Annotated in this window: 19 protein-coding genes; 9 read left to right on the top strand and 10 right to left on the bottom strand. The window is 57.0% G+C overall.

The window, feature by feature from the left end:
- Positions 1 to 3: 3 nt before the first annotated feature.
- Positions 4 to 1,323 carry a PTS cellobiose transporter subunit IIC gene (gene celB, locus IB212_RS16705; RefSeq protein WP_041908767.1) on the bottom strand — a complete coding sequence of 440 codons (1,320 nt, stop codon included), beginning with the start codon at positions 1,321 to 1,323 and terminating at the stop codon, positions 4 to 6.
- 147 nt (positions 1,324 to 1,470) lie between these two features.
- Between celB and IB212_RS16700 the strand changes: the two genes are divergently transcribed.
- Positions 1,471 to 2,295 carry a homeodomain-like domain protein gene (locus IB212_RS16700; protein WP_041908768.1) on the top strand — a complete coding sequence of 275 codons (825 nt, stop codon included), beginning with the start codon at positions 1,471 to 1,473 and terminating at the stop codon, positions 2,293 to 2,295.
- Here the strand turns inward: IB212_RS16700 and arsC are convergent.
- Both arsC and bepA read right to left on the bottom strand, forming a co-directional pair.
- Positions 2,292 to 2,648 (bottom strand): arsenate reductase (glutaredoxin), encoded by a 357-nt coding sequence (arsC, locus tag IB212_RS16695; protein ID WP_041908769.1) that lies wholly within the window; start codon positions 2,646 to 2,648, stop codon positions 2,292 to 2,294. The two genes, IB212_RS16700 and arsC, sit on opposite strands and share 4 nt — an antisense overlap.
- Positions 2,649 to 2,661: 13 nt before the next feature.
- Positions 2,662 to 4,125 carry a beta-barrel assembly-enhancing protease gene (bepA, locus tag IB212_RS16690; protein ID WP_041908772.1) on the bottom strand — a complete coding sequence of 488 codons (1,464 nt, stop codon included), beginning with the start codon at positions 4,123 to 4,125 and terminating at the stop codon, positions 2,662 to 2,664.
- Positions 4,126 to 4,346: 221 nt separating this feature from the next.
- On the opposite strand from bepA, the gene IB212_RS16685 reads away from it, so the two are divergent.
- Entirely contained in the window at positions 4,347 to 5,411 is a 1,065-nt protein-coding gene (locus tag IB212_RS16685; protein WP_028014023.1) for an AI-2E family transporter, read from the top strand.
- A gap of 473 nt (positions 5,412 to 5,884) precedes the next feature.
- On the opposite strand, the gene bcp is transcribed toward IB212_RS16685, so the two are convergent.
- Entirely contained in the window at positions 5,885 to 6,355 is a 471-nt protein-coding gene (bcp, locus tag IB212_RS16680) for a thioredoxin-dependent thiol peroxidase (RefSeq protein ID WP_032659360.1), read from the bottom strand.
- The gene (locus tag IB212_RS16675) at positions 6,355 to 6,924 is read right to left on the bottom strand and encodes a glycine cleavage system transcriptional repressor (protein WP_188246010.1); all 570 of its coding nucleotides are present in this window, start codon (positions 6,922 to 6,924) and stop codon (positions 6,355 to 6,357) included. Before IB212_RS16675 ends, bcp begins: the two co-directional genes overlap by 1 nt.
- Positions 6,925 to 7,069: 145 nt before the next feature.
- Here IB212_RS16675 and dapA point away from each other — a divergent pair, with 145 nt between their 5' ends.
- From dapA to ypfH, 6 genes are all read left to right on the top strand, one after another.
- Entirely contained in the window at positions 7,070 to 7,948 is an 879-nt protein-coding gene (gene dapA / locus IB212_RS16670) for a 4-hydroxy-tetrahydrodipicolinate synthase (protein WP_028014021.1), read from the top strand.
- Between the two features lie 16 nt (positions 7,949 to 7,964).
- Positions 7,965 to 8,999, top strand: a complete 1,035-nt coding sequence (bamC, locus tag IB212_RS16665) for an outer membrane protein assembly factor BamC (protein WP_028014020.1) — start codon at positions 7,965 to 7,967, stop codon at positions 8,997 to 8,999.
- 109 nt (positions 9,000 to 9,108) lie between these two features.
- A complete protein-coding gene (gene purC, locus IB212_RS16660; RefSeq protein WP_023332985.1) occupies positions 9,109 to 9,822 on the top strand; it encodes a phosphoribosylaminoimidazolesuccinocarboxamide synthase in 714 nt (237 codons plus the stop codon).
- A gap of 120 nt (positions 9,823 to 9,942) precedes the next feature.
- A complete protein-coding gene (locus tag IB212_RS16655; RefSeq protein WP_045631016.1) occupies positions 9,943 to 10,812 on the top strand; it encodes a neutral zinc metallopeptidase in 870 nt (289 codons plus the stop codon).
- Positions 10,812 to 12,746 (top strand): tRNA(Met) cytidine acetyltransferase TmcA, encoded by a 1,935-nt coding sequence (locus IB212_RS16650; protein ID WP_188246015.1) that lies wholly within the window; start codon positions 10,812 to 10,814, stop codon positions 12,744 to 12,746. The genes IB212_RS16655 and IB212_RS16650 overlap by 1 nt, the downstream gene beginning before the upstream one ends.
- 85 nt (positions 12,747 to 12,831) lie before the next feature.
- Positions 12,832 to 13,527: an esterase gene (ypfH, locus tag IB212_RS16645; protein ID WP_028014017.1), complete on the top strand. Its 696-nt coding sequence runs from the start codon at positions 12,832 to 12,834 to the stop codon at positions 13,525 to 13,527.
- A 38-nt stretch (positions 13,528 to 13,565) separates the two neighbouring features.
- Here the strand turns inward: ypfH and IB212_RS16640 are convergent, their stop codons facing one another.
- From IB212_RS16640 to IB212_RS16630, 3 genes are read right to left on the bottom strand one after another with little or no spacing between them, the layout of a single operon-like run.
- Entirely contained in the window at positions 13,566 to 13,763 is a 198-nt protein-coding gene (locus IB212_RS16640; protein ID WP_013098222.1) for a YpfN family protein, read from the bottom strand.
- A gap of 24 nt (positions 13,764 to 13,787) precedes the next feature.
- Entirely contained in the window at positions 13,788 to 14,915 is a 1,128-nt protein-coding gene (dapE, locus tag IB212_RS16635) for a succinyl-diaminopimelate desuccinylase (protein ID WP_028014016.1), read from the bottom strand.
- A gap of 3 nt (positions 14,916 to 14,918) precedes the next feature.
- Positions 14,919 to 15,275, bottom strand: coding sequence for an ArsC family reductase (locus IB212_RS16630; protein WP_028014015.1), 357 nt, complete (start codon positions 15,273 to 15,275; stop codon positions 14,919 to 14,921).
- 387 nt (positions 15,276 to 15,662) lie between these two features.
- On the opposite strand from IB212_RS16630, the gene ypfM reads away from it, so the two are divergent.
- Positions 15,663 to 15,722: a protein YpfM gene (gene ypfM, locus IB212_RS16625; RefSeq protein WP_015572204.1), complete on the top strand. Its 60-nt coding sequence runs from the start codon at positions 15,663 to 15,665 to the stop codon at positions 15,720 to 15,722.
- Between the two features lie 108 nt (positions 15,723 to 15,830).
- On the opposite strand, the gene acrD is transcribed toward ypfM, so the two are convergent.
- Positions 15,831 to 18,944: a multidrug efflux RND transporter permease AcrD gene (gene acrD / locus IB212_RS16620; protein ID WP_188246011.1), complete on the bottom strand. Its 3,114-nt coding sequence runs from the start codon at positions 18,942 to 18,944 to the stop codon at positions 15,831 to 15,833.
- Between the two features lie 142 nt (positions 18,945 to 19,086).
- Positions 19,087 to 20,781, bottom strand: a complete 1,695-nt coding sequence (narQ, locus tag IB212_RS16615) for a nitrate/nitrite two-component system sensor histidine kinase NarQ (protein WP_188246012.1) — start codon at positions 20,779 to 20,781, stop codon at positions 19,087 to 19,089.
- Between the last annotated feature and the right edge of the window lie 23 nt (positions 20,782 to 20,804).

Here is a 20,804-nt window from a genome sequence, read left to right as displayed (position 1 = left end):
GCTTTACTCCTGTTTTGCAAGGGTGGTGTCGGTTTGCGTAACGGTGGCAATTTCCGCCGCGCGGTACTGTTTGTCCACGATACGCATGAAAGGCAGGTACAGCATGGCGCCAATCAGCAGGTTGATCAGCTGCATCACGCTGCCGCTCAGGTGTCCGGTGACGATAAAACCGCTGATCACCGGCGGCAGCGTCCAGGGGATAAACACCCCGGTGGTGACGGCGACCGCGCCAATCTTCATCGCCGCATACTGCACGGTGACCAGCACCAGCGGCACCAGGTTGAACGGAATAAGCATGATCGGGTTCATGATCACCGGCAGGCCAAACAGAATCGGCTCGTTGATGTTAAACACTGACGCCCCGGCGCCGAGGCGCGCCACTTCGCGCATGTTTTTACTGCGGGCGAAAATCAGCATCGCAATCACCAGCGACAGCGTAGCACCCGCGCCGCCCATCCAGATCATGTCAAAAAACTGTTCCGTGATAATGTGCGGCGGCGTCGTCCCCGCCTGGATCGCGGCGATGTTGTCGGTCTGGTTTTCCATCCACAGCGGACGAATGATGCCGTTAATCATCGAGCCGGAGTTAATGCCCACTGACCAGAGAATGGTGATGCTGAAGACGGTCATCAGCGCACCGAAATAGGAGGTGCCGTAGTGGCGCACCGGGGTAGCAACCACTTCATAAATAAACTGGTGGATGGTGTTGTAGTGAGTGTTTTCGAAGACGATGCGGATACCCAGCACCAGAATCATCACCAGCAGGGCGGGGATCAGCGCCGCGAACGACTCCTGCACCGCAGGAGGCACGCCGTCCGGCATTTTAATGACCAGATTTTTGCGCTTCAGCCAACAGAACAGCTCCGTCCAGAGCAGCGAGCCGATCATCGCCACGAACAATCCTTTGCTGCCAATCCACTCCACCGGCATCACGGTAATCCCGCCGTTTTCCGCCACCTTAATAAACGGCGTCAGGATCAGAAACGCGACCAGCGCCAGAATGCCGCAGGAGATGCGGTCCTCGCCGTAGTGTTCCGCCAGGCGGAAGGCGACCAGGAAGCTGATGAACAGCGACATGGTGGAGAACACCGCGTTGAATGGAATTTCAATAATCGCGCTCCAGTTCTCGCCAAAGGCCTGAGACATAAACTGCTGATAGGCCTGGTTAGGAAAGGAGGAGATAACCAGCAGAATGGAGCCGACGATAATAAACGGCATGAATGACACGTAGGCACCGCGAATGGCCCCGAGATGACGCTGCTGGGCCGTTTTCGCCGCCAGGGGCATCAGTTTTGCTTCAAGAAATCCCAGAACATTGTTCATTGTGAACTCCGTACAAGATTGAGGGGTGTTGTTTATGTTATGTCTGTGGATTATCAGTGAAGCGCGGCGAGCGAAAGGTGAAATCGGTCACAAAGCAATCGCCTGTGTTATATAAATCTCATATGATTAGTTAACGGAATTGTTGCGATGGAAATTAAACTGCATGCCAATGCGACCACCACGCCGCGTATCCGCCGCTATCTGCAACAGTCAGATAAAAGCGACAGAGAGCTTGCCGTTGAGCTGGGGATCTCGGTCACGACCGTCAGGCGCTGGCGCAACCGCGACCAGGTTTCGGATAACCACACCACGCCAAAAGTGATACACAAAGCGTTGAGACAGGAGCAGGTGGCGCTAGTGAATGCGCTGCGCGACATCTCAGGGGCGCCGTTAGATGAACTGCTGCAGATGGTTAACGACGTGCTGGGGATCCGCGTTTCAAGGGCAACGCTGAATCGCTATCTCAAACCGGCCTCCGCGAAGCTAAAAGGGGGGCCGTTGCAGGGAATAAAAGCGCTGAAGGCTGGCATGCGGCCGCATACGCTGATGCTCCATCATCTGCCTTTATCCCTGCACATGGACGATGGGGGTGAACAACACCTGCTCTGGGCGCGCGAACCAGTGAGCGGCTGGTGTTATGCCCGGCTCTATGCGGGACTGTCGCCCCAGTTGCTCAATACCTGGACGCGGGCGCTGCTTGATGACTGTCCGGCTGATATACAATCTATTGAGACTTTTGGTTTTGAGCTGACAGAGGCTGCAAAAGATGTGGCTGTAAAAACGCATCCCCAAAAACACAACGCGCTTCAGGTAGCGGTGCCATTAGGCGATGTTATTCCTCGCGTGAATGATGAACCGGCGGGAGAGGTGTTGATCGCGCTGTGCGAGTTTTATAACCGGGGCAAAACGCAGAAAAAGCTGGGAGAGAGTACGCCGCAGGCGTTTCTGGAAGCGCTGCGGCGTAAGGACTAGAGGATGTCGAGCACATCTTCCGGCGGACGGCCAATGCGCGCCTTGCCGTTCGCCACCACAATCGGGCGCTCAATCAGCTTTGGATTGTCGACCATCGCCTGTACCAGTTCAGCCTCGGTGAGGCGGTTGTCATCCAGATTAAGCGATTTATACAGATCCTCTTTCTGACGCATCAGTTCGCGCGCGCTGCCCATCCCCAGCATGTGCAGCAGCTCGCGGATCGTCTGCGCGTCCGGCGGCGTCTCCAGATACAGCACCACTTCCGGGTCGATGCCGTTAGATTTCAGCAGGCTGAGGGTGTCGCGGCTCTTGGAGCAGCGAGGGTTATGGTAAATTTTTACCGCGTCTGTCATGACTTCTCCTTTATTACATCTTCTCGTACGGCTTAAAGCGTTGTTGCAGGCCGCGCAGCTGGTCGATACGCGCGTCGTAGCGGGCCTGCTGCAGGCTGCCGAGCTTCACCTGCGAGCTGGCGCTGCTAAGCAGGGAAATAGCCTGATCGAGACGGCCCGCCAGCGCCAGCCCTTCAGCACGCGCCGCCAGTTCCTGATCGCGGTTACCCAGTTGCCCCTGCGCCTGAGCGAGCAGCTCCCAGCCGTTCTGGTCGTCTTTATTGTTAAACGTGTAGCGGTTCAGAATGGTCACGGCCTGCGCAGGCTGACCGCCCTGCAAATAAGCGTTCGCCAGGTTAAGCTGCAGCACCGGGTTGGTCCGTATGTCTTTCGCCCCTTTCAGGCGGTTAATCGCATCAGTGGCTTTCTTCTGCCCCAGATCGATATCCGTCGAGAGATCGAGATACCACGGATTGTTCGGGTCGGCTGCCAGCAGCGGCTGCAGCGCTTTACGCGCCTCGTCGTATTTACTGGCTTCCATCGCCTGTAGCGCCTGACCATACTGCGCGGCATTTTTTTCCCGCACGTTGCCTTTCGCCAGGGTATCCAGCAGATCGCTGGTGAGCTGGTTACGTCCGGAGTTGTACATGCCGAGCGTTCTTACTTTCGCCATGTAGAAGTCCTGCGAAGACTGCACGACCACCGGGCGCATCTGGTTGGCACGGTTGCGTGCATCCGAGAGACGGCTTTCCGGCAGCGGGTGGGTGAGCAAAATTTCCGGCGGACGGGAAGAATACCGTGCCTGGTCGAGCAGTTTTTCCAGGAAGCTCGGCATGGCCTGCGGGTCAAAGCCGGAGCGCTGTAAAACCTGAATGCCGATGCGGTCAGCTTCCTGCTCGTTTTGCTGGGTGAAGCTGATCATCCCCTGACGCGTTCCCGCAAGCGTACCGGTCAGGGCCGCCATCCCGGCCTGCGGGCTGGCCATTGCCAGCAGAATAGAGCCCAGTGCGCCCACCCAGGTGAGCGGGGCGTTACGTTTCTGGTCTTCCATTGCACGCGCGAGGTGGCGCTGGGTAACGTGCGAAATTTCGTGCGCCATTACCGAAGCCAGCTGGCTTTCGTTGTCTGAGTAACGGAATAACGCCGAATGCAGCACCACGTTTCCGCCGAAGAAGGCGAAGGCGTTGATTTCGTCGTTATTAATCAAATAGAAGTGGAAGGGCGTTTTTACCGAGTCGGCGTGCGCCACCAGGCGCATCCCCAGCCCGTTAATGTACTGCACCAGCAAAGGGTCGTTGATCAGCGGGGCGCTGCCGCGCAGCTGGCGCACATAGTAATCACCCATCTGCATCTCTTGCCCGATAGAGAGCGTGCTTCCTGCCGTGGTGCCCATGTCCGGCAATGAATCGGACGAGTCAGCGAAAGCGGGCAACACCTGACCGACCGTCACTGCGGCAATCAGTGTTGCAACCAGTGTTTTTCTCAACTGCCTGAACATAACCACTGTCCTGTATGTTGGAGGTGCTAATTTGACCGATGAACCGGCATATCGTTCATCTCTGCTGCCCTGCGAGTGTAGCCGTGTTACCGCATGAAGAAAATCCCATTCATCAGGCTTTTGCGGATTGTGACAGGGATACAAAAAGCGAAAGTCTTTTTTGTGACAGTTAGATACAATTCACCGTCTCACTCCCGCCATTCGATTCAGGGAAGGGTTGTATGCTCGAAATGTTAATGCAGTGGTATCGGCGTCGGTTCAGTGACCCGGAAGCCATTGCTTTGCTGGTTATTCTGGTTGCCGGGTTCGGTATTCTGTTCTTCTTCAGCGGCCTGCTCGCCCCTCTGCTGGTGGCGATTGTGCTCGCGTACCTGCTGGAGTGGCCAACGGCGCGCCTGGAACATATCGGCTGTTCGCGCCGCTGGGCAACGAGTATCGTGCTGGTGCTGTTTGTCGGCATTCTGCTGCTGATGGCATTTGTGGTGATGCCGGTTGCCTGGCAGCAGGGGATCTACCTGATCCGCGATATGCCCGGCATGTTGAACAAGCTGTCTGATTTCGCCGCCACGCTGCCGCGTCGTTACCCCGCGCTGATGGATGCGGGGATCATAGATGCGATGGCCGAAAACATGCGCGCCCGCATCATGACGATGGGCGATTCGGTGGTGAAATACTCTCTGGCCTCGCTGGTGGGTCTGCTGACGCTGGCCGTCTATCTTGTGCTCGTGCCGCTAATGGTGTTCTTCCTGGTCAAGGACAAAGAGCAGATGCTGAACGCGGTACGCCGCGTGCTGCCGCGCAATCGCGGGCTGGCCGGGCAGGTCTGGCAGGAGATGAACCAGCAGATCACCAACTACATTCGCGGCAAGGTGCTGGAGATGATAGTCGTGGGAGTCGCCACCTGGATTGGCTTCCTGATCTTCGGCCTGAACTACTCGCTGCTGCTGGCGGTGCTGGTCGGATTTTCGGTTCTGATCCCGTATATCGGCGCGTTTGTGGTAACCATTCCGGTGGTGGGCGTTGCGCTGTTCCAGTTTGGGCTGGGTACCGAGTTCTGGAGCTGCTTCGCGGTATACCTGATTATTCAGGGGCTGGACGGTAACCTGCTGGTGCCGGTGCTGTTCTCCGAGGCCGTGAACCTGCATCCGCTGGTGATTATCCTGTCGGTGGTGATTTTCGGCGGGCTGTGGGGGTTCTGGGGCGTGTTCTTTGCCATTCCACTGGCGACGCTGATTAAAGCGGTGGTGCACGCGTGGCCGGATGTGCCTGCGGTGGAAGAGAAGTAGTTTTTGTGCGGGGTGAGGGGGAACATACGGGTCTAGTGGACATTCCGTTCACTTTATGTTCCTTGCTACTCTGTAAGGACATGACCTGTGAACGTGCCAGGGCGGCTCAATCGCCGCCGCCCTGGCGACCCGGGCTCCCGGCGGTAAATCGCCGCTTCGCGGTGCCTTCGGCTTATTCCTTCCGGCTTGTCGGGGACGGGCGGAGGTAACGTCCCTGTAAAGCCCGCCCTCTCGGCGCATCCATGCGCCTCGCCCCGGCCGGAAGGCAAACGCCTCAGCGATTTACAGCCGGACCAGGACATCGCTGTAAGTGATTCATTTCTCTGAAGCAATGTTCATCGCTTCAGGAAAAAATTACTGGGGATCCCTCAGCCCACGGGGAGAGGGGGCAAATACTAAAAACGGTAGCATGCGCTACCGTTTTGCATTTACCTTGTAGGTCGGGTAAGGCGAAGCGCCACCCGACACTCACTTCAGGCGCTTGCTTTCAGCCAGTTCAACACCACGTCGTGGTGGTTGCTGGTTTTGAAGTCGTCAAACACATGTTCAACTTTACCGTCAGCGTCAATCAGGAAGCTGATGCGGTGAATGCCGTCGTAGGTTTTACCCATAAAGGTCTTTTCACCCCAGACGCCGAACTGCTCGCAGACCTGGTGGTCTTCGTCGGAAAGCAGCGTGAAGTTCAGCAGCTCTTTTTCCGCAAATCGTGACAGCTTTTCTGGTTTATCCGTGCTGATTCCCAGCACTTCCACGCCGACTTTCTTCAACTCGTCCATGTTGTCGCGTAAGCCGCAGGCCTGTACGGTGCAGCCGGGGGTCATGGCTTTCGGGTAGAAATAGACCAGAACACGCTGTCCCTGGAAGTCGGTCAAATTTACTTGCTCACCGTCTTGATCCGGTAAGCTAAATTTCGGTGCGATGTCACCGGCTTTCAGTGGATTCATTACTCAACTCCATCCTGTTCGTGCTGCGAATAATTGACGACGCTTATACTGCCCTGCGCGTTTAATTCTGTACAGAGGGCTTTGAACGCTTGCTCGATATTTGACGCATCCTGTGAGGCAGGGCTGTGTGCGGTAATTTGAATAAAGAGCGTGGGAACGGTGCTTTCGTTGCCCGGCTGCGTGCGGGAGACGAGTTCGGCAATGTTCATCTGATGGCTGTCGAACAGCGCGGTAAAGCGCTCAATCAGATGCGGAGAATCAGGGACTTCAACCTGCACCCAGACGGTCGCGGGCATGGCCGGACGCGGGCGCGCGGTGGTGCGCTTCATGACGATCAGCAAATCCAGCTCCGCGCCTTTCAGCGGCAGGGTGGATTCAATAAGGGTAATGGCATTCCATGTTCCGGACAGCAGCATGATAAACGTGAACTCTTCGCCGAGCATCGCCAGGCGGCTGTCTTCGATGTTACAGCCGCAGCTGCTCACGTGACGGGTGATGGTGTTCACGATACCCGGCCTGTCGGCACCCAGCGCGGTGATAACCAGGTAATGTTGTGATGAGGTTGTCAAACCTGTTCTTCCTTTGCATGGTTAAGTCTTCCTAAGGAAAGCATAAAAAAAACGTGCATACAACCGCCAGAGGGCCTCAGGTCGCTTGCTTTTATTACAGTTCCAAACGTACCATTGAGGCTCTTGTTCGCACAGAGGATGGCTCATGTTCACGGGAAGTATTGTCGCGCTTGTTACACCGATGGATGAAAAAGGTAATGTCTGCCGGTCCAGCATGAAAAAGCTGATTGATTACCATGTCGCCAATGGAACCTCGGCGATCGTTTCGGTAGGGACTACCGGTGAATCTGCAACGCTGAGCCATGAAGAGCACGGCGATGTGGTTATGCTGACCCTGGAACTGGCTGACGGACGTATTCCGGTCATTGCGGGGACAGGTGCTAATGCGACCGCAGAAGCGATCAGCCTGACCAAACGTTTTAACGACAGCGGCATCGTGGGCTGTCTGACGGTCACCCCTTACTACAACCGTCCTACTCAGGAAGGTTTGTTCCAGCACTTCAAAGCCATCGCTGAACATACTGACTTGCCACAAATTCTGTATAATGTGCCGTCCCGTACCGGCTGCGATATGCTGCCGGAAACCGTAGGTCGTCTCTCGGAAGTAAAAAATATTATCGGTATTAAAGAGGCGACAGGGAACTTAAGCCGCGTTCATCAGATCAAAGAGCTGGTTTCAGACGACTTTATCCTGTTGAGTGGTGATGATGCGACCTCGCTGGACTTTATGCAGCTTGGTGGTCATGGCGTGATCTCCGTAACGGCGAACGTTGCGGCGCGCGATATGGCTGAAATGTGCAAACTGGCCGCAGCCGGTCACTATAATGAAGCGCGTGTCATTAATCAGCGTCTGATGCCGTTGCACAATAAATTATTTGTCGAACCCAATCCGATCCCAGTGAAATGGGCGTGTAAGGAGTTGGGGCTTGTAGCATCCGATACGCTGCGTTTGCCAATGACACCGATTACCGACCACGGTCGCGACATCGTCAGGGCAGCGCTGAAGCATGCCGGTTTGCTGTAAAGTTTAGGGAGATTTGATGGCTTATTCAGTACAGAAGTCGCGCCTGGCGAAGGTTGCGAGTGTTTCGCTTGTTATGCTGCTCGCTGCCTGTAGTTCAGACTCGCGCTACAAGCGCCAGGTGAGCGGTGATGAATCCTATCTGGATGCGACCCCGCTTGCTGAACTTCATGCACCGGCTGGTATGATCCTGCCGATTCAAAACGGCGATTATAATATTCCCGTGACCAACGGCAGCGGCCTGGTTGGTAAAGCGCTTGATATTCGTCCGCCAGCACAGCCTCTGGCGCTGGTAAGCGGGGCGCGTACCCAGTTCACCGGTGACACGGCGTCTTTGCTGGTTGAAAGCGCGCGCGGAAGCAATCTGTGGCCACAGGTCGTCAGCGTTATTCAGGCGAAGAATTACACCATTGATAAGCGCGATGACGCCAGCCAGACGTTAACCACCGACTGGATCGAGTGGAACCGTCTTGATGAAGATCAGCAGTACCGTGGACGCTATCAGGTCTCCGTGAAACCACAGGGTTACCAGCAGGCAGTTAACGTTAAGCTGTTGAACCTGGAGCAGGCGGGTAAACCGGTTGCGGATGCCGCCTCTATGCAGCGTTACAGCACTGAAATGCTGAACGTGATCGCCGCAGGTCTGGATAAGACCGCTACCGATGCCGCCAACGCCGCGCAGAACCGTAACGGCGTCACTTACGACGTTCAGAGCGGCGCGGATGACACCGGCCTGCCAATGCTGGTGGTGCGTGCACCGTTTAACCAGACCTGGCAGCGCCTGCCAGCGACGCTGGAAAAAGTGGGCATGAAAGTGACCGACAGCACCCGTTCAACCGGCAGCATGACGGCGACCTATAAGCCGCTGTCCGACAGCGCGTGGCAGGAGCTGGGCGCCAAAGATCCTCAGCTTGCCTCCGGTGATTACAAGATTCAGGTAGGTGACCTCGATAACCGCAGCAGCCTGCAGTTTATCGATCCAAAAGGTCACACGCTGACCCAGGCGCAGAACGATGCGCTGGTCGCTGTCTTCCAGGCAGCATTCAGCAAATAAATACGAGGGCGGGTTAATCCCGCCCTTTTTATTTTCGTGCTACGCAAACGTGTGCGTGGCATAATATACCCCGTTTTGAACGCAAATTATCACACCAGGAGTAATGAAGATGCAGAAGCAAGCTGAGTTGTATCGTGGCAAAGCGAAGACCGTATACAGCACGGAGAACCCGGATCTGTTGGTGCTCGAGTTCCGCAATGATACGTCAGCAGGGGATGGCGCCCGCATTGAGCAGTTCGATCGTAAAGGCATGGTGAACAACAAGTTCAACCACTTCATTATGACCAAACTGGCCGAAGCGGGTATCCCGACCCAGATGGAAGCGTTGCTGTCCGATACGGAATGTCTGGTGAAAAAACTGGATATGGTTCCGGTTGAATGCGTGATTCGTAACCGTGCGGCAGGCTCCCTGGTGAAGCGTCTGGGCATTGAAGAAGGTATCGAGCTGAATCCACCGCTGTTCGACCTGTTCCTGAAAAACGATGCTATGCACGACCCAATGGTCAACGAATCCTACTGCGAAACCTTCGGCTGGGTGAGCAAAGAGAACCTGGCGCGCATGCAGGAACTGACCTACAAAGCCAACGACGTGCTGAAAAAGCTGTTTGATGACGCGGGCCTGATCCTCGTCGACTTCAAGCTGGAGTTTGGTCTGTTCAAAGGTGAAGTGGTGCTGGGCGACGAGTTCTCCCCGGACGGCAGCCGCCTGTGGGATAAAGAAACCCTGGATAAAATGGATAAAGACCGTTTCCGTCAGAGCCTGGGTGGCCTGATTGAAGCGTACGAGGCGGTAGCTCACCGTTTAGGCGTTAAGCTCGACTAAGTCCCTCAGTTGCCAAAGGATGTTCGCATCCTTTGGCGTCTTACCTTTGTTTCCTATGGTAATCTTGCCGTTAACCGCCTACGATCATAGCTATTATTAATGGAATAGTTCGAGGTGGTTATGCGCTGGCAAGGGCGTCGTGAAAGTGACAATGTAGAAGACAGACGCAGTGATGGTGGCGGCGGTCCTTCAATGGGCGGGCCCGGCTTCCGCTTACCCAGCGGCAAGGGCGGTATCATCCTGCTGATTGTGGTGCTGGTCGCAGGTTACTACGGGGTCGACCTCACCGGTCTGATGACCGGTCAACCGCTGCAGCAGCAACAGCATTCTCAGCACTCCATCAGCCCGAATGAAGATGAAGCGGCCAAATTTACCTCCGTTATTCTCGCCACAACTGAAGACACCTGGAGTCAGCAGTTCGAGAAGATGGGGCGCACCTACCAGCAGCCTAAGCTGGTGATGTACCGGGGCGCAACCCGCACCGGATGCGGTACCGGGCAATCTGTTATGGGGCCATTCTATTGCCCGGCAGACGGCACCGTCTATATCGATCTCTCTTTTTACGATGACATGAAACGCAAGCTTGGCGCTGACGGTGATTTTGCTCAGGGCTACGTTATCGCGCATGAAGTCGGCCATCACGTGCAAAAGCTGCTGGGGATTGAGCCCAAAGTGCGCCAGCTTCAGCAGAACGCGTCTCAGGCCGAAGTGAACCGCCTTTCCGTCAAAATGGAACTGCAGGCGGACTGCTTCGCGGGCGTCTGGGGCCACAGCATGCAGCAGCAGGGCGTGCTGGAATCCGGAGATCTTGAAGAGGCATTAAACGCGGCTGAGGCCATCGGCGACGACCGTTTGCAGCAGCAGAGCCAGGGTCATGTCGTGCCGGACAGTTTCACTCACGGTACGTCACAGCAGCGCTACAGCTGGTTCAAGCGCGGCTTTGACAGCGGCGATCCGGCCCAGTGTAATACCTTCGGCAAAGCCATGTGATGGTGTCGTTTGAACATCTGACGCGCGAGCTTGAGCGTACCGGGCACCGCCGTCTGGTGGTGCTCACTGGCGATGAACAATGGACGTTGAGCCAGGCGGCTGGCCTGCGTGATGCCTTGCCGGGAGACTGGCTGTGGCTGGAGGAGAATCCCTCAAAAGCCGTTAGCGGGATGCTGGGGCGCGAATACCTGCACGCCGTTTTTGACGCGCGTGCCGGGTTTGATGTCTCAGCCTTTGCCGCACTCAGCGGGACGCTGCGCGCCGGAAGCCTGCTGGTGCTGCTGGTGCCGCCTCTCGCTGACTGGGCCGACAGGCCCGACGGCGATTCCGTGCGCTGGAGCGACAGCGCGGAACCGATCGCCACCCCGCGCTTCGTTCACCATTTTTGCCGGACGCTTGCCGCCGATGCGGATGCGATCCTCTGGCAACAGCATCGTCCTCTCTCTCTTCCCGCTGCGCCGGATTCGCCCGCCTGGCAGCCAGCCAGCGGCGAGCCGCAGCGCGAGCAGGCGGAGATCCTCGACGCGCTTCTGACCATGCCTGCGGGCGTCGCTGCCGTGACGGCACCGCGGGGGCGCGGAAAGTCAGCCCTGGCGGGGATGCTGCTCAACAGCATTCAGGGGAGTGCGGTGGTCACTGCACCGGCCAAAGGGGCAACGGATGTCATTGCGCGCTTCGCTGGCGAGCGTTTTCACTTTATGGCCCCGGATGCGCTGCTGGCCTCCACGACAGAAGCCGACTGGCTGATTGTTGATGAAGCCGCAGCCATCCCCGGCCCGCTGCTGGACAAGCTGGTGTCGCGCTTTCCCCGCGTGTTGCTGACCACCACGGTCCAGGGTTATGAAGGCACGGGCAGGGGGTTTCTGCTTAAGTTCTGCGCCCGGTTCAGCGGGCTGCGGCGCTATACCTTAACCACCCCCATTCGCTGGGCGGCCGGGTGTCCGCTTGAGCGGATAGTGGCGAATACGCTGCTGTTTGACGACGCGCTTATTGACCGCAAACCGGAAGGTGACGTGCGTATAAGGTTGCTGGAGCCGCGGATGTGGGAGAGCGACCCGGCGCGCGTGGCAAGCGTGTATGAACTGCTGTGTGCCGCGCACTACCGGACGTCCCCGCTCGATTTACGCCGGATGATGGACGCCCCCGGCCAGCACTTTGCGGTTGCACACGCGGGGGCGGATATGGCGGGCGCGCTCTGGCTGGTGGAAGAGGGGGGATTGCCCCCCGATCTGAGCCGCGCGGTGTGGGCGGGCTTTCGTCGTCCTCGCGGGAACCTTGTGGCGCAGTCACTGGCGGCGCACGGCGGGTCGCCTCTCGCGGCGACGCTGAAGGGGCAGCGGATTAGCCGCATTGCGGTGCATCCCTACCGTCAACGGGAAGGCATCGGCCAGCGGCTTATTCGCTGCGTCAGCGGTGAAGATTATCTCTCGGTAAGCTTTGGCTATACCGACGAGTTGTGGCGTTTCTGGCGGCAGTGCGGCTTTGTGCTGGTGCGAATGGGCAGCCATCGGGAAGCCAGCAGCGGGTGCTACACGGCGATGGCCTTACTGCCGCATAGCGAGGCCGGGCACCGCCTGTGCGCGCAGGAGCACCAGCGCCTGTGTCGTGATATGCGCGTTCTTTCGGCCTGGAACGGCGAAAAGATCCCGGTGACCGATGCCTGGGAAGCTACCCTTAATAGTGACGACTGGCTGGAGCTGGCGGGGTTTGCCTTTGCGCACCGGGCGTTTTCAACCTCGGTTGCTGCCCTGACGCGGCTGGTGTTAGCTACAGACATGCCGCTTCCGGCGCTGCGCGGGAAAATAGAGGGTAAGACGGAGGAGATGGGGCGAAAAGCGCTGCTGGCTAAACTGCGGAGTGAAACCGCGCAAGCGCTTGAGAGCCTTGATTATTCCCGCTGCCAGCAGCTGAAAGCCGACATTTTGCAATGGTAATTTTTTCAATGACTTCTTCAGTAAAGTGGCATGGTCATTACCCCGCAGAGGCGTAAAATCCTGCTCATCAATTAAGGAGACCGCCATGAAACACGACCATTTTGTTGTTCAAAGCCCTGACAAACCGGCTAAACAGTTACTGCTCCTGTTTCATGGCGTGGGCGATAATGCCGTCAATATGGGACAGATTGGCCGCTGGTTTGCGCCCGTTTTTCCGGAAGCATTGATCGTCAGCATCGGCGGCGTGGAGCCGTGCGGTCCAGACGGACGGCAGTGGTTCCCGGTTCAGGGCGTGACGGAGGAGAACCGTCAGGCGCGCATTGATGCGATCATGCCCACGTTTATCGACATCGTGCGCTACTGGCAGCAGCAGAGCGGCGTAGGCGCTGACGCAACGGCGCTGATTGGCTTCTCGCAGGGGTCAATCATGTCGCTGGAAAGCGTAAAAGCGCAGCCCGGTCTGGCTTCACGCGTCATCGCCTTTAACGGGCGTTATGCAACGCTACCGACAAGCGCGACCACGCAAACCACCATCCATCTCATTCACGGTGGTGAAGATCGGGTGATTGAGCTTTCGCATGCGGTAGCTGCCCAGGAAGCGCTGGTGCGTGAGGGTGGGGATGTGACGCTGGATATTGTTGACGATCTGGGCCACGCGATCGACGACCGCAGCATGCAGTTTGCGCTCGACCATCTGCGCTATACCGTGCCGAAGCACTACTTTGATGAAGCGCTCAGCGGCGGTAAGCCGAATGATGATGATATTGTTGAGTTTATGTGAGGTTATCCCCTCTCCACAGGAGAGGGGATACAGACCGATTACTTCTTCTGGTCTTTCTTCGGCCAGTCGTCATCATCGTCCCACTTGTCGTTAAAATCACGGTGCGGCGGGAGATCCGGCTTATTCGCGAGAAACTTTTTGTGGTCAACGCGCTTAAGGTCTTTAATCACGTTCAGCAGTACGCCGACCAGAAACACCAGCACCAGAATCCACCAGTACTTTGCAAGCCAATCCATTCGCTATTCCTCTCTGAGCGCTCGTCAGGCGACGAGTTGCTCCATAATACGTTGATACATGCGGGCCAGCAGTTGTAAATCGGCTGCGTTCACACACTCGTTGATTTTGTGAATCGTCGCGTTAACCGGACCCAGTTCGACAACCTGTGCACCCATGCGGGCGATAAAGCGTCCGTCTGAGGTGCCGCCCGTCGTCAGCAGCTGCGGCTTAATTTCATTATAGTGCTCAATGGCGTTCACCACCGCATCCACCAGCTTGCCGCGCTGCGTCAGGAACGGCTGGCCGGAAAGCCACCAGTCAACGGTGTAGCGCAGGTTGTATTTTTCCAGCAGAGCGACAACGCGCGCTTTGATCGTCTCGTCGGTCAGTTCGGTACTGAAGCGGAAGTTGAACTGGACGAAGAAATCTCCCGGGATGACGTTGTTGCTGCCGGTTCCGGCCTTGACGTTGGCGATCTGCATGCTGGTCGGCGGGAAGAACTCGTTGCCTTTATCCCACTCGATGCCTACCAGTTCGTTCAGCATTGGCGCGGCACGGTGGACCGGGTTATCGGCCAGATGCGGGTAGGCCACATGCCCCTGAACCCCATGTATGGTCAGGTTACAGGTCAGCGAGCCGCGGCGACCATTTTTGACGACATCACCCACCACTTCGGTACTGGACGGCTCGCCGACCAGACAGTAGTCAAGACGTTCATTGCGCGCCATCAGCGCCTCAACGACCTTCACGGTACCGTTATGGGCGCTGGCTTCTTCATCGGAGGTGATCAAGAACGCGAGACGGTTTTTGTGGTTCGGATGCTGAGCCACAAAGCGCTCTGCCGCCACAACCATTGCCGCCAGCGAACCTTTCATGTCTGCCGCGCCGCGGCCGAAGAGCATGCCATCGCGGATGGTCGGCTCAAACGGCGGATTAATCCAGCGATCAGCGTCACCCGCGGGAACGACGTCAGTGTGCCCGGCAAAGGCCAGCGTTTCGCCCTGGCCGCGCCACGCCCAGAAGTTCTGGGTGTCGCCAAAATCCATGCGCTCAACGGTAAAACCGATGGCGCGCAGGCGCTCAATCATTAATGCCTGACAACCTGCGTCGTCCGGGCTAAGGGAGGGACGGCGAATAAGCTGTTGAGTCAGCTCAATGACCGGGCATGACATACACTACACCTCTACGAAAAAGTCAGAATAAAGGGTTTCACTGAAACCCAGCAGCATAGGCTGACCTGGCTTGCAGAGCAATGGGCGTTTGATAATTGCCGGCATGTCGAGCATTAACTTTGCCGCGCTGTCGGCGTCTTTGATGCTGGCGCGCACGGATTCGTCCAGCTTACGCCAGGTGGTGCCGCGGGTGTTCAGCAGCGCTTCCCATCCCAGTTCGTTAATGGCGGTATGCAGAAATTCTGCATCAAGCCCGTCGGCACGATAATCGTGGAAGCGGTACTCGACGTTATTAGTTTCCAGCCAGCGGCGTGCTTTTTTGATGGTGTCGCAATTTTTAATGCCGTACATCACAACCATGTTGAATCCTTTTGCTCTTATGGCGATTAAACGTTCAGTAAATTCGAAGATATATCTTTAGGTGGAATATAACACACTCAGGAATGCTCTGGATTTACACTTCTTCTTAATTCAACTCACACTTGTACGCTGAATATAGTTTCACCATTTAAGCATAGATGTCCACCGTGTTTAAATTCTGAATAAACTCAGCGCGTAAAATAAAACTCACCCGTTCGTAGGGTTATTTCAAAATATTGCTGGCCGTCACACAAAATTTAAACTCCTCCGTTCATATTTATCATAAATCCCCAACGGTGGCGGGGTACAATCACAGCGATTGGTTAAACAGTCTTCACAATGATGATACGTTTTCGTAGAATGCGCATAATAATAAGAGAGGTTGTTATGATTGAACGTGAACTGGGGAACTGGAAAGATTTTATCGAAGGCATGCTTCGTAAATGACATTCAGTAAGAATTGCAAGAGCACTAAAATAAGTAAAATAACCATAGTGTGAATTAATCACACAATAAAAAGGCGGCCGATTAAGCCGCCTTTTTTATGACTGCGGGTTATTCCTGTCGCTCCCGGAGCGGGAAGCGACGACGCACCAGCACAAAGAACAGCGGCACAAAATAAATCGCCAGGATGGTGGCCGAAATCATCCCACCCATGACGCCGGTACCCACCGCATGCTGGCTGCTTGAGCCTGCACCCGTGCTGGTTGCCATCGGCAGTACGCCAAAAATAAACGCCAGTGAGGTCATCAGGATCGGACGTAGGCGCTGGCGGCAGGCGTGCAGCGTGGCGGCCATCAGCTCGTGGCCTTTGGCATTCATCTCGTTGGCAAACTCAACGATCAGAATGGCGTTTTTCGCCGACAAGCCGATCACCGTAAGTAGCCCCACCTGGAAGTAAACGTCGTTCTCCAGGCCACGCATCCAGGTCGCCAGCAGCGCACCGATAACCCCAAGCGGCACCACCAGCATGACCGAGAACGGAACCGACCAGCTCTCATACAGCGCGGCAAGGCAGAGGAAGACCACCAGCAAAGAAAGCGCATAGAGGGCAGGGGCCTGCGCCCCGGAGAGACGCTCCTGGTAAGACATGGCCGTCCATTCCAGACCAAAACCGGCGGGCAACTGCTGCACCAGTTTTTCCATGGTGTCCATGGCGGTACCGGTGCTGACGCCCGGCGCGGCTTCCCCGACGATTTCAACTGCCGAATAGCCGTTATAGCGCTCCAGGCGCGGCGAACCGCTCTCCCAGCGCGAGGTGGCAAAGGCGGAGAAGGGGACCATCCCGCCAGAATTATTGCGTACAAACCAGCGGTTAATATCATCCGGCAACATGCGGAACGGCGCGGCTGCCTGGACATACACTTTTTTCACGCGGCCGCGATCCATAAAGTCATTTACGTAGCTTGAGCCCCATGCGGTTTGCAGGGTGTCGTTGATATCGTCGATCGACACGCCCAGCGCCTGAGCTTTACGCTGGTCGATATCCACCTGAAGCTGCGGGCTGTCGTCAAGACCGTTGTGACGAACGCGGGTCAGGCCGGGATCTTTCCCTGCTAGTTCTAGCAGCTTATCGCGCGCGGCCATCAGGGCCGAGTGGCCCGCGCCGGCGTGATCCTGCAGCTCCATATCAAACCCGGCGGAACTGCCCAGGCCGCTGATCGCGGGCGGGCTGCTGGCAAAGACGCGCGCCTCTTTAATGCGGGCAAACGCTTTGGTTGCGCGTTCAATGATGGCGAACGAGGTTCCCGTTCTGGCGTCGCGTTCGTCCCAGTCTTTCAGGCGGACAAACATGCGGGCGACGTTCTGCCCGTTCCCGCCAGGGCCGGAGCCGACGGTAGAGAAGACCGAAACAACGTTATTTTTCTCTTTGGTGAAGAAGTACTGCTCAACGGTCTGAACCACCTTTAGCGTCTGCTGCTGGGTGGATCCGCTCGGGAGCTGCACCGAGGTGATGAACATCCCCCGGTCTTCCTGCGGCAGGAACGAGGTGGGAAGATGCAGGAATAGCCACACCATGCCGCCCAGCAGCACAACGTAAATCATCATCCAGCGCAAGCTGCGGTGTAGCACTTTGCCGACGGCAGATTCATACCGCTCGGCGTTGCGGTTGAACATGCGGTTAAACCAGCCGAAGAACCCTTTCTGGCCGTGATGTTCCCCTTTGTGCAGCGGCTTAAGGAGGGTGGCGCAGAGCGCGGGAGTGAGGATCAGCGCCACCAGCACGGAGAGCACCATCGCCGAGACGATGGTGATTGAGAACTGACGGTAAATCGCCCCGGTTGTACCGCCAAAGAAGGCCATCGGGATAAAGACCGCCGACAGCACCATCGCGATACCGACCAACGCCCCCTGAATTTGTCCCATCGATTTACGCGTCGCCTGACGCGGGGATAGCCCCTCTTCGCTCATGATGCGCTCGACGTTTTCGACCACCACAATGGCATCGTCCACCAGCAGGCCAATCGCCAGCACCATGGCAAACATCGTCAGGGTGTTGATGCTGTAGCCGAACGCGTAAAGCACCGCAAAGGTGCCCAGCAGCACCACCGGGACGGCAATGGTGGGGATCAGCGTGGCGCGGAAGTTTTGCAGGAACAGGTACATGACCAGGAACACCAGGGCGATCGCTTCCAGCAGGGTTTTGACTACGTCCTCAATCGAGGCTTTAACGAAGGAGGTGGTTTCATAGGCGACTTTGTACTCCAGCCCGTGCGGGAAATACTGCGACAGTTCGTCCAGACGGTCCAATACCAGCTTCGCCGTCGCCATTTCGTTTGCGCCGGAGGCCAGCTTAATTCCCAGTCCAGAGGCCGGGTTGCCGTTAAAGCGGCTCAGGTAATCGTATTTCTCCGCACCCATTTCCACCTTAGCAACGTCGCCCAGACGCACTTCTGAGCCATCCTGATTCACGCGCAGGGTGATGTTGCGGAACTGGTCCGGGGTCTGAAGCAGAGATTGCGAATTAATGGTGGCGTTCAGGGCCTGTTTATCGACGGAAGGCGTGCCTCCCAGTTGCCCCACGGCAATTTGGGCGTTCTGGGCTTTGATGGCGTCCGTCACGTCGGTTGCCGTCATCTGATAGCTGTTCAGCTTGTTGGGATCCAGCCAGATACGCATCGAGTACTGTGAGCCGTAGGCGTCGATATCCCCCACGCCGTTAATACGGCTGAGCGGGTCCTGAATATTACTGGCGACGTAGTCCGCAATGTCCTGTTTATCCATTGAGCCATCGGTGGAGACAAACGCGATGGTCAGAATGTTGGTATCACCGGTTTTACGCACGGTGACGCCCTGGTTCTGCACGGCCTGGGGCAATTTACGCATGGCCGACTGCAGCTGGTTTTGTACCTGCTGCACCGCTTCGTCCGGGTCGGTGCCCGCCTCAAAGCTCAGGGTAACCGTGGCCTGTCCCGTGGCGCTGCTTTGGGAGGACATGTACATCAGATTATCCAGACCCGTCATGTTCTGCTCGATAACCTGCGTCACGGTATTTTCCAGCGTTTGTGCGGACGCGCCGGGGTAGTTTGCTGTGACACGCACGTTAGGCGGTGCCAGATCGGGATATTGCTCAACGGGAAGAGAAGTAATCGCCAGGACACCTGTCAGACACAACAGGATGGCAAGCACCCAGGCAAAAATGGGGCGATCGATGAAAAAATTCGCCATGAAAGTGTGACCTCGTTTTGCTGCACGTCATTATTGTTTATTGCCCGCATCACTTTAGCGGTAAGGCCCAGGCCAAACGTGGAGAAATAAAGGAGATAATGTAAATTATCATGCGCTTTTCCCGGCGCTTCCCCCTTTACCGTTATTTACCTGTTAACGGCGCGGGTGCGGGGAACGTCACGCTGACCTGCGTGCCGCCGTTTTGCGGCTGCGAGAAGTGCAGTATTCCGCCGAGCCGTTGCGCGCGTTCTCGCATAATGTTCAGCCCGTAGTGTCCCGGCGGCTCGCTGGCCTCGCCAATCCCGATGCCGTTGTCGCGAATGCTGACGCTGTGCGTGCCGTCCACGGCGGTCACGCAGCTGACGGTGATCTCGCTTGCCTGCGCGTGCTTAATCGCATTCAGGACGGCCTCCCGCACGATCTGCAGCAAATGCACCTGCTTCTGCGCGTCAAGCGCCAGGGTGGAGAGGCGGCAGTCGAGGTGCAGCTTCGCCTGCGTCTGGCTCTGCAGGGCATCGAGAGACTCCTGCAGCGCCGCGGGTAAATTCGCATGGTTTAGCGTCAGGCGGAAGGTTGTCAGCAGCTCGCGCAGTTGCTGCCAGGCGTTGTTCAGCTCGCGGGAGAAGTCGGTGATGATCGTCTGCGCGGAGGCATTTTCCGCCGGCACGGCGTGTTTAAGCAGCGTGAGCTGGATCCGCAGATAGGAGAGTACCTGCGCCAGCGAATCATGCAGCTCGCGGGCGATGGTGGCGCGCTCCTCCATCAGCAGCAGCTGCTGGTAATGCTTCTGCGCCTGGTTAAAGTACAGCCCACGTCCGAGCATGGTCGCCACGCTTCTCATCAGCGGAAGAGGAACACTGCCCGTCTCGCTTTGCCAGCGCAGCTCGCCGTAGAGGGTATCCTGCATCAGCACCGGCAGGGTTTGCAGAGAAATGCCGCTCGCCTCTGTTCCTTCACACAGCCGCCAGTCGTCGCTGGTGCGTAGCTCCAGGTAATTCATCTGCGTGTATTCATGCACAATCTGCAAAATATGTCGGAAGCACAGGCTGTCTATCTGCCCGGTATTCAGCGCCTGGGAGCATTTGAACAGCATGTCGAGCTGCTGGTGGGCTTCATGCAAATGCCGCGTCTTTTCCGCGACGGAGGCTTCGAGCGACCGATAGAGAGTATGTAGCTCGCCCGACATATGGTTGAAGGCGCGGGAGAGCTGGCCCAGCTCGTTGGGGAGCGCGGTGTCCGGCGCCGGGGTGGTAAATTCCCCTCGCTCAATGCGTTCGCTGGCGGCCACCAGGTTGTTCAGCGGCAACACCACCTGGCGACGGATGCGCCGCAGGGTAAACAGCGTCAGCAGCAGGATCCCGAGCGCGCCAGCCAGAGAGAGGAGCGTCACCGTCTGGATTTTATTTTCGGTGTAGTGCTGGAGGGCGAGCACAAAGGCATCAATGCGGCCGACAAAATCCTCAATGTGAGCGTCATACCATGCGCTGTCGCCGCGGGCGATGTGCTTGTCCATGTCCAGCCAGGCCACATGCAGCTGCTGATAGCGCGCCTTGACGTTGTCCGGGACGTACCAGCGGTTCAGCTTCTCCAGGGAAGGCGCGCTTAACGTTCGCTGCCAGTTCTCACGATGCGCCATAAGGGACGGGCTGTTGCGCTGCATCTCGTAGCCGAGGCGGTAGCTCTGCATGCGCAGCGAGCCCGCAATGTTGATAGCTTCGGCGTCACGCTGGCTGCTGGCAAGCGTCAGCAGCGCGACGGTGCTGGTCAGCACGGACAGGGCAATGATCGAAAAGAAAGCCCAGGCAAGGCTTCCGGAAACGGGGCGTTTAACGGTCACGGAACGGATCTCTGCATAAAATG

Source organism: Enterobacter sp. E12, assembly GCF_014596715.2.
In the GTDB taxonomy this organism is placed as follows: domain Bacteria; phylum Pseudomonadota; class Gammaproteobacteria; order Enterobacterales; family Enterobacteriaceae; genus Enterobacter; species Enterobacter bugandensis.
The sequence above is the reverse complement of the archived record's forward strand: the minus strand, read 5'-3'. Positions and strand labels throughout refer to the sequence as shown.

Coding starts and splice junctions, on each gene's coding strand:
- bepA (WP_041908772.1), bottom strand. CDS start 4,125: ATGTTCAGGCAGTTGAGAAAAACACTGGTTGCAACACTGATTGCCGCA.
- dapE (WP_028014016.1), bottom strand. CDS start 14,915: ATGTCATGCCCGGTCATTGAGCTGACTCAACAGCTTATTCGCCGTCCC.
- acrD (WP_188246011.1), bottom strand. CDS start 18,944: ATGGCGAATTTTTTCATCGATCGCCCCATTTTTGCCTGGGTGCTTGCC.
- IB212_RS16700 (WP_041908768.1), top strand. CDS start 1,471: ATGGAAATTAAACTGCATGCCAATGCGACCACCACGCCGCGTATCCGC.
- celB (WP_041908767.1), bottom strand. CDS start 1,323: ATGAACAATGTTCTGGGATTTCTTGAAGCAAAACTGATGCCCCTGGCG.
- dapA (WP_028014021.1), top strand. CDS start 7,070: ATGTTCACGGGAAGTATTGTCGCGCTTGTTACACCGATGGATGAAAAA.
- IB212_RS16630 (WP_028014015.1), bottom strand. CDS start 15,275: ATGGTTGTGATGTACGGCATTAAAAATTGCGACACCATCAAAAAAGCA.
- IB212_RS16650 (WP_188246015.1), top strand. CDS start 10,812: ATGGTGTCGTTTGAACATCTGACGCGCGAGCTTGAGCGTACCGGGCAC.
- purC (WP_023332985.1), top strand. CDS start 9,109: ATGCAGAAGCAAGCTGAGTTGTATCGTGGCAAAGCGAAGACCGTATAC.
- bcp (WP_032659360.1), bottom strand. CDS start 6,355: ATGAATCCACTGAAAGCCGGTGACATCGCACCGAAATTTAGCTTACCG.
- IB212_RS16685 (WP_028014023.1), top strand. CDS start 4,347: ATGCTCGAAATGTTAATGCAGTGGTATCGGCGTCGGTTCAGTGACCCG.
- arsC (WP_041908769.1), bottom strand. CDS start 2,648: ATGACAGACGCGGTAAAAATTTACCATAACCCTCGCTGCTCCAAGAGC.
- IB212_RS16640 (WP_013098222.1), bottom strand. CDS start 13,763: ATGGATTGGCTTGCAAAGTACTGGTGGATTCTGGTGCTGGTGTTTCTG.
- IB212_RS16655 (WP_045631016.1), top strand. CDS start 9,943: ATGCGCTGGCAAGGGCGTCGTGAAAGTGACAATGTAGAAGACAGACGC.
- ypfH (WP_028014017.1), top strand. CDS start 12,832: ATGAAACACGACCATTTTGTTGTTCAAAGCCCTGACAAACCGGCTAAA.
- bamC (WP_028014020.1), top strand. CDS start 7,965: ATGGCTTATTCAGTACAGAAGTCGCGCCTGGCGAAGGTTGCGAGTGTT.